Source organism: Methylobacter sp. (assembly GCF_004322395.1).
In the GTDB taxonomy this organism is placed as follows: domain Bacteria; phylum Pseudomonadota; class Gammaproteobacteria; order Methylococcales; family Methylomonadaceae; genus Methylobacter_A.
This window is the reverse complement of sequence record NZ_SCTW01000064.1, coordinates 1-7,819: the sequence shown is the minus strand read 5'-3', so window position 1 is coordinate 7,819 and position 7,819 is coordinate 1. Positions and strand designations below refer to the sequence as shown.

At 52.5% G+C, this 7,819-nt stretch carries 4 protein-coding genes; 3 read left to right on the top strand and 1 reads right to left on the bottom strand.

All coding sequences use genetic code 11. The features are described 5' to 3' along the window. Nucleotides 1-878: 878 nt before the first annotated feature. The 3 genes from EPO18_RS09555 (at nucleotide 879) to EPO18_RS09545 (ending at nucleotide 6,864) form a co-directional block, all read left to right on the top strand. On the top strand, nucleotides 879-2,453 hold the full coding sequence (locus EPO18_RS09555; protein ID WP_292433137.1) for an arylsulfatase: 1,575 nt from the start codon (nucleotides 879-881) through the stop codon (nucleotides 2,451-2,453). Nucleotides 2,454-2,689: 236 nt separating this feature from the next. Then, on the top strand, nucleotides 2,690-5,335 hold the full coding sequence (locus EPO18_RS09550) for a tetratricopeptide repeat protein (protein WP_292433136.1): 2,646 nt from the start codon (nucleotides 2,690-2,692) through the stop codon (nucleotides 5,333-5,335). Nucleotides 5,336-5,673: 338 nt separating this feature from the next. After that, nucleotides 5,674-6,864, top strand: coding sequence for a hypothetical protein (locus EPO18_RS09545; RefSeq protein WP_292433135.1), 1,191 nt, complete (start codon nucleotides 5,674-5,676; stop codon nucleotides 6,862-6,864). A 180-nt stretch (nucleotides 6,865-7,044) separates the two neighbouring features. On the opposite strand, the gene EPO18_RS09540 is transcribed toward EPO18_RS09545, so the two are convergent. Then, the gene (locus EPO18_RS09540) at nucleotides 7,045-7,320 is read right to left on the bottom strand and encodes a hypothetical protein (protein ID WP_292433134.1); all 276 of its coding nucleotides are present in this window, start codon (nucleotides 7,318-7,320) and stop codon (nucleotides 7,045-7,047) included. Nucleotides 7,321-7,819 lie beyond the last annotated feature (499 nt).

Below are 7,819 nucleotides of genomic sequence, written 5' to 3'. Positions count from 1 at the left end.
GTTTGCCGCGCCGAGCACCGGAGCTTTTGTCGAGAACAGCCCGTGAGGGGTGCGGCAGGGATGCCGCACGTCAGCAGAGGGGCAGGAGCCCCTTCTGCTGACCCTCGGCAAAAGCGAGGAGGACAGGAAGTAAGCGGCAACCGGGCCGCCTTTTCTTTGGTTACTTTCTTTTGGCGGAGCAAAAGAAAGTAACTCGCCCTCGGGGGCGAGACCCCGATTCAAATAACTGTCGCGTGAGCGTCCCCTTATACATATTTCATTCGGCTAACTGCGTAACATCAGTTATAAAATTACCGCTCAAATTCCAGCGGGGATTGATAGCCTGGTTTTGAGTACTCGCGTTTACCAAGCTAAAGGGCATCCCCGACAAACAGTAATACCAAAGCCGCTGATTTCTTTGTGTTAATGCTTGCAAGTAGTTATACGTATTGCGCATGTGGTTCAAACTATTAGAGTAAGACAGTGATTAATTTAGAGTAAGACAGTGATTAATATAGTGAAGAAGCATTATAGGTAACTGATGCTGAGACATACCATTTCATTGTTGAGTACATGCTCTACGAAGAGGGGAGTCCATGCGACCTTATCCATCACTTACCTATGCTACGCTCACACAACAGACAGGAATGCACGATGTCACTTGGCAAGAGTGTTTCCTAAATCATCCTCTGTATCCGTGCATCCAACACAAAGCTTCTTAAAAACCAGGATCGTGTTGCGATGGGTGCCGAACCATACAGGATTGAGATTTTTGTCAACTGCCTGGACGTGGTTTTTCGATAGCAGTCTACAGCCCTTTCGGAGATAGCTAGAATTGGGCGCCTTTTCCATTAAAGCAAGAAATTCATTTTCTAACCAACAAGGAAAGGAGAAAAACTATGATTAAAAAACACATGCAACAACGCTCGGCTGCGGTCGTGCTGATCGCGTTGGCCGTTTACACGGCTATGGTGCCCGCGCAAGCGGCGGACACCAAGCCCAACATCGTTATCATCTGGGGTGACGATATTGGCCAGACCAATGTCAGCGCTTATTCCAGAGGCGTTATGGGCTACAGTACGCCTAATATTGACCGCGTCGCCAATGAAGGCATCATGTTCACCGATTACTATGCCGAGCAGAGTTGCACCGCCGGACGCTCCGCTTTCATCACCGGACAAAGCGTATTCCGTACCGGTTTGAGCAAAGTAGGGTTGCCCGGTGCCGATTTGGGCTTGCGCAAGGAAGATCCGACCATTGCCGAGTTACTGAAGGCACAAGGTTATGCTACCGGTCAGTTCGGCAAGAATCACTTGGGAGATAAGGATGAATTCCTGCCTACCGTCCACGGTTTCGACGAGTTCTACGGCAATCTTTATCATCTGAACGCCGAGGAAGAGCCCGAATTGCCGGATTATCCGAAAGATCCCGAATTCCGTAAGAAATTCGGCCCGCGCGGGGTGATTCATAGCTTCGCCAATCCTGACGGTACTCAGAAAATCGAGGATACCGGCCCACTGACCAAGAAGCGCATGGAGACTATTGATGACGATATCGCCGCCCGCGCCGCCGAGTTTATCGAGAAACAGGCCAAAGCCAGCAAACCGATGTTCGTTTGGGTAAATTTCACCCACATGCATTTGCGCACTCATACCAAGCCGGAAAGTATCGGTCAGGCCGGACGCTGGCAGAGTCCGTATCATGATGTGATGATGGATCATGACAAAAACGTCGGTACCGTACTGGATAAGATTGATCAGCTGGGGATCGCCGATAACACCATCGTCATGTACGGCACCGACAATGGCCCGCATATGAATTCTTGGCCCGATGGCGGCATGACGCCGTTCCGCAGCGAGAAGAACAGCAACTGGGAAGGCGCCTACCGCGTACCGGCCATGGTGCGCTGGCCGGGCAAGATCAAGCCGGGCACGGTGTCCAACGACATCGTCTCGCATCTTGATTGGGCGCCCACGCTACTGGCCGCAGCCGGCGTTCCCGACGTCAAGGAGAAACTGCTCAAGGGCTACAAAGCGGGCAACAAGAGCTTCAAGGTGCATCTGGACGGCTACAACCAGCTTCCCTATCTGACCGGTCAGGAACTAAAAAGCGCGCGCGAGGAGTTCTTCTATTTCTCCGACGATGGCGATTTGACCGGATTGCGCTACGACAATTGGAAGCTGGTTTTCGCTCAACAGCGCGAGCCGGGCACTTTGGCTTTGTGGGGGGAACCGTTCGTAAAAACTCGGATACCCTGGCTTTACAACCTGCGTACCGATCCTTACGAAAGGGCAACCATTACCTCCAATACCTATTGGGATTGGTACATTGACCATGCTTTCTTGTTAATACCGGCACAGCAGTATGTCGGAAAGTTTTTGATGACGTTCAAGGAGTATCCTCCACGCCAGAAGGCGGCTACCTTCAGTATCGACCAGGTGATGCAGCAATTGCAGACACCGACAAGCAAGTAGTGCCGTTTGGTCTGCTAATTGTGGACTAACCCGTTAGAGGTAAGGAGAATTCGCCTTTGGGTGTTACTAGCGTTAGACGAGAAACAGGCCGATAGGCAGACCTTCCAGGTTTTTAAAACCTGAAAGGTCTAACTGGCAACGTTGTCAGCGTGAACCCTAAGGCTGATGTTTTTTATGCTTATTGTGGACAGTGCGCAACATCAGTTTTTAATTCAACTAAATCAAGTTAGAGAGCCATGAGCCGACGCAAGACGCAGAAACCCGCCAAGGCCGCCCAAAAAACGCCGGTTTTATCTTTGGAAATACCGCGCGGAGCGACGGCAAGCAGAAAACTCAGGACCGCCATCATCCTCGCTTTCGCTTTGAGCGCAGCGGCGGTTGCGGGCTTCATTTATTTCATTCCGCCGCCCCGGGAACCCAATGCTGTTGACTTAAGCAGCGCAAAGCCCTCTCCAGAGGGAGAGGGTTGGGTGACGACTGCAAGGATGCAGGAGGTAGAGCAACGCAGGGAGCAGTTGCCGAGGGGAAATCAAAATAAGGAAGAAAGCTTATTTAATCCCCCTCATCCCAACCTTCTCCCTCAGGGAGAAGGGGTACATACTCTTAAGTCAACAGCATTGTCCCGGGAACCTCCGCCTGCGATCGTAAAACCTGAATCAGCGTCTCCTTCAGCGGGTTATGATTATGCCGGCGCGAATGCGTGCATTGAGTGCCATAAAGACGAGTTCGAAGCGTGGACGGGTTCGCACCACGAACTTGCGATGCAGGAAACGAATAGCCGAACGGTGCTTGGAGATTTCGATAACACAACGTTCAAACACTACGGCGTCGAGTCCACGTTTTTCAAACGTGACGGCAAGTTCATGGTGCGGACAGACGGCCCTGACGGCAAACTCGCCGATTATGAAATCAAGTACACGTTCGGCGTTACGCCGCTGCAACAATATTTGATCGAATTTCCGGGCGGGCGCTACCAAGCGTTCGGTATCGCCTGGGACAGCCGTCCGAAATCGGAAGGCGGGCAACGCTGGTTCCATCTTTATCCCCACGAAAAAGTCGATCATAACGATCAACTGCACTGGACCGGGCGCTACCAGAACTGGAACCTGCAGTGCGCCGAATGCCACTCGACGAATCTTAAAAAAGGTTACGACGCGGCAACAGACAGCTACAAAACGACGTTCAACGCATTGAATGTTTCTTGCGAGTCTTGCCACGGCCCCGCGTCGCAACATATCGACTGGGCGAAACGGACGCAGCCGCCTTATGGGAAGGATGACGATAAGGGATTGGCGGTGAGTCTGCAAAGCCGCTGGCGCGAAGCGTGGAAATTCCCGGCAAGTACTGCAAGATTCGCACAGCGCGACCGGCCCGCGGCTGATGCGCTGATGAATGCCTGCTGGGCCTGTCATGCGCGCCGCTCGACGCTGGCGGAGGGTGGCTTGCCCGGCTTGCCGCTCGAAGATTCGCATCGGCCGGCGTTGTTGACGCAGCCGGCCTATCATGCCGACGGCCAGCAACGCGACGAGGATTATACCTGGGGCTCGTTCCGTCAGAGCAAGATGTTCCAAAAAGGCGTCACCTGCCTGGACTGTCACGAACCGCACGCGCTTAAATTGCGCGCCGAAGGCAATGCCTTGTGTGTGCGCTGCCATAATGCCGCCGAATTCGACAACGCGAAACACCATTTCCATAAGCAGGGTTCAAAAGGCGCACAGTGCATCGATTGCCATGCGCCGGAACAGAACTACATGGTTGTCGACGGCAGGCACGATCATAGTTTCCGTTTGCCAAGTCCAGACTTATCGCAGTCCTTGGGCAGTCCGAGCGCCTGCACGCAGTGCCACCAAAACCGCAAGCCCGAATGGGCCGCCTCGGCGCTGGACAAATGGTACGGAAAAAACTGGCGGGAGCGTCCGCATTACGGAACCGTGCTGCATGCCGGCGCGATGCAAGGCGTCAAGGCCCTGCCCGCGTTGCTCGAGCTCGCCCAAGACTCGAAAAGTCCCGCAGTCGTTCGCGCCACTGCGGCGACGCTCGCAGAGCCTATGATGCGTCCCGAATTTATCGCTGCGGCGCGGCGGATGTTAAAAGATGCCGATCCGTCTGTGCGTATTTCAGCGCTAGGACTCGTTGAAGCTATCGATCCCGTTAATCGTGTATTGGCGGCGGCTCCGTTGCTGTCCGATCCGGTACGCGGCGTCCGTATTGAGGCTGCACGCATCCTTGCCGATGTGCCTGAGGGCCGGTTTCCTGCTGATCGGCTTGGCGCCCGCGAAAGCGCGACAAAGGAGTATCGGGATTACTTGACGATTAATGCCGATTGGCCATCGGAAAATGTTAACCAGGGTAATTTTTTGATGCGGCAGGGGCGGCCCGATGCCGCAATCGCGGCCTATGAAAGGGCACTCAAGCTTGATCCGTTGTTCGCCGGAGCTTACGTTAATCTCGTCGATGCCTACCGGCAACAAGGCCGAGAAGACGAGGGTGAAAAACAATTGCGCCGAGGTTTGGCATTGTTGCCGAATGCAGCGGATTTACATCATGCGTTGGGCTTAGTGTTGGTGCGTCAGGGCAATATATCCGCCGCGCTTCAGGAGCTTGCAACAGCGGCCAAGCTCGCTCCCGACAATGCCCGCTACGCTTATGTCTATGCCGTGGGTCTGCATTCAGCAGGGAAGCAGCATGAGGCGCAGGCGGTTTTGAAAGCCGCCGATGCGCGCAGGCCGTATGATCTCGATATTCTCAGCATGCTCATTTCAATGCAGCGCGAGGCCGGCGATGCCAAAGCCGCGCTTATTTACGCACGGAAAGCGGCCGAAGCACTGCCGGGCGATGCCGAAGTGAAGCAGTTGGTGGAGGAATTGGAAGGGAAGAAGTAAGCAGCTTTGGAGATTTGAAGCTATATCCAGCGAAGGATATACCTAGCATCTCCGATTTTTTTATTCACCACGAACGACTGCATCCATGCAGCCGTTCGTGGTGAAAGAAAATGTGTAACTAGGGTATGTTCTTTCATGGAAATGACCTAAGCAATATGAGAAAAGCCACATTAATCATGCTCACGATGGTGCTGAACCAATCTTTAGCCGCCGAAGCAGTAAAAGAAAAAAATGCCGAAGAAATTGGCGTTATTACCCGGAGGCGCCCAATGGCGGAGCCGATTGGGACTTGTGTTTTTATTACCGAAATAACATACCGATTTAAAAGGAGGAAATTTATGAGTCGTGCACATAACAACAAACAACTTGATGATTTTTCACTGGTATTGGGCGGTCCGCTTTTTCAGTTTTTCATCCGTGCGCGGATCAGCACCGATACGCTCGGTCTGCTCAAGCGCCGGTTGATCGTCATTTCCCTGTTTACCTGGCTACCGTTGCTGTTGCTTTCGTTGTTGCCGGGCGAACCAACGGGTAACGCCATTAAAGTGCCGTTTCTTTATGATATCGAGGTGCATATCCGATTTTTGCTGGCGTTGCCATTGATGTTGCTGGCGGAACTTGTAGTTCACAACCAGCTCAGACCGCTTATCCGGCAATTTGTGGAGCGCGGGATCGTTGTTTCGGAAGGTCTCCCGCAGTTCGAGGCCATTATCGGCTCCGCGTTACGCCTGCGTAATTCGGTGATGATGGAAGTATTGCTGATTGCCTTGGTATTGACTGTCGGGCACTATTTATGGTCGAGCCAGATGGCTCTGGGAGCGGACACTTGGTTTTCGGTCTTGGTGGATGGAAGTCACCGGTTTTCACCGGCGGGTCTTTGGTACGCCTATGTCAGCATTCCGTTTTTCCAGTTCATGTTAGTTCGCTGGTATTTTCGCATTTTTATCTGGGCGCGGTTTCTTTGGCAAGTTTCCCGTATGAAGCTGCATCTTGAGCCGACCCATCCCGATCGCTCCGGAGGGCTAGGCTTTCTAGCTGATGGTATCGACGCTTTTATACCGTTGCTCTTGGCTCAGGGGGCTTTACTTGCGGGTTTAATCGCCGACCGTATTTTCTACGAAGAAGAGACTCTGCTCGATTTCAAGCCGGAGATCGCTGCCGCCCTGATATTTGCCTTGCTGCTCATGCTTGCCCCCCTCTGCGTGTTTGTTTCCCGTCTAATTCAATCCAAAGAGGAGGGTTTGCTTGAGTATGGCGCACTGGCGAGTCGCTACGTTTGTGAGTTCGAGCAGAAATGGCTTCGTGGCGCTCCGCCTGAAGATGAACCGCTAGTCGGCACTAGAGATATTCAATCGCTGAACGATCTGGCTGGCGGCTTTGAAGTTGTCCGTGGTATGCGGTTATTTCCGTTCGGTAAAGAGGCCGTGCTGAAAACTGCCGTCTTGGTGCTGTTGCCGGTGTTGCCGTTGGCGCTAACACTGATTTCCCTGAATGATTTAGTCAAGCGGCTGGTCGATATTCTTTTGTAAACAACCTCGCTGAATTCGACACGGCCGCGGGAGTAAAACTAGCGCGTCTGACCATCCGGCATCTTAACCAAAAATCGCTACCTGCTTGAGGCCGGTGATCTCGTTGAAAAACAGGTTCTGTCCCGTGGTAAAGCTCAGGATTAACGCGAGTATGCGCAGACCGCCTGCCGTCAAGGCCAGTCATGGGCGGTCGGCATCGAAGTAACAGCGTATGAAGCAAACAATTGCCATCCAAAGAACGAGAAGGGGAAGGTGGACCCAGTGCATCAGTGTCGCCATTTGTTCGGCAAAAGTCGCTCGCATGCCCATCAATTCCATACCGGTAATGACGGCGGCGACCGTGAAGGATAAATTCGCCCATGGCTGTATGCCCTTGGCCCAGATAAAAAGGTGCAGCAGCGCAAAGGTTAGGGACACCGACGCCGCCATGGGCCACAGTATAGTAATCCAACTCATCGAATCTCCATCGTAATTTCGGGATCACAGTTCATTTCGGCGGCAGGGCGCCAAAATCCGGAAATAAATAGAGGGAATGTTATCCTGATTATCTGTTATGTCACTGAATAGTCTTTTGCAATCGAATCTTAGGTCAAAACGTGAAGTTTGATAGAGATGCGCTTTTTGGTGTTCACAAAACAATCGGTTCGGTTATGAAAATAAGCGGTTACACGTATTTATTTACATCCCCTGACAGCATAATAATTTCTTTTCTAAATGATGTTACGCAGTTAGTCGAATTTAGACCGCTTTAATATTTCAGCATTAAAGGTGTCGCTAGTGCGACGGTTATTTGAATCGGGTTTTCGCACCCGAGGGCGAGTTACTTTCTTTTGCATCGCCAAAAGAAAGTAACCAAAGAAAAGGCGACCCGGTTGCCGCTTTGTTCCTGTGCTCCTCGCTTTTGTCGAGGGTCAGCAGAAGGGGCTCCTGCCCCTCTGCTGACGTGCGGCCTCCC